At 61.6% G+C, this 683-nt stretch carries 1 protein-coding gene; it reads right to left on the bottom strand.

Going from position 1 to position 683, the window contains the following annotated elements:
• On the bottom strand, window positions 1–683 hold a 683-nt coding region (clpX, locus tag MKZ79_RS21150; protein WP_336144585.1), incomplete at both ends, for an ATP-dependent protease ATP-binding subunit ClpX.

The raw sequence follows: 683 nt of genomic DNA, 5'->3' as shown, positions 1-683 counted from the left end.
CTCAGTTCATTCAGCGTCGCCACCACCGGCAGACGGCCGATAAACTCCGGGATCAGGCCAAACTTGATCAGGTCTTCCGGCTCAACCTGCGCCAGCAGCTCGCCTTCCGTCGCCTTCTCCGCCTTGCCCTTCACCGTCGCGCCGAAGCCGATGCCCGAACCGGTATCCACGCGCTGTGAAATCACCTTGTCCAGACCGGCAAACGCGCCGCCGCAGATAAACAGGATTTTCGAGGTGTCCACCTGCAGGAACTCCTGCTGCGGATGCTTGCGTCCGCCCTGCGGCGGCACCGCCGCCACCGTGCCTTCAATCAGCTTCAGCAGCGCCTGCTGCACGCCTTCGCCCGACACGTCTCGCGTAATAGAAGGGTTGTCCGACTTGCGTGAAATCTTGTCGATTTCATCAATGTAGACGATGCCCCGCTGCGCCTTCTGCACGTCGTAGTCGCACTTCTGCAGCAGTTTCTGAATGATGTTTTCCACATCCTCGCCCACGTAGCCCGCTTCCGTCAGCGTGGTGGCGTCCGCCATGGTGAACGGCACGTCCAGCAGCCGCGCCAGCGTCTCCGCCAGCAGCGTTTTACCGCTGCCCGTCGGGCCAATCAGCAGGATGTTGCTTTTGCCCAGCTCGATGCCGTTGCTGGTGTCGCCGTTGCGCAGGCGCTTGTAGTGGTTGTAAACCGC

The sequence above is a fragment of the Erwinia sp. CGal63 genome, assembly GCF_037026505.1.
In the GTDB taxonomy this organism is placed as follows: domain Bacteria; phylum Pseudomonadota; class Gammaproteobacteria; order Enterobacterales; family Enterobacteriaceae; genus Erwinia.
This window is presented reverse-complemented; position numbering and strand designations above follow the sequence as displayed.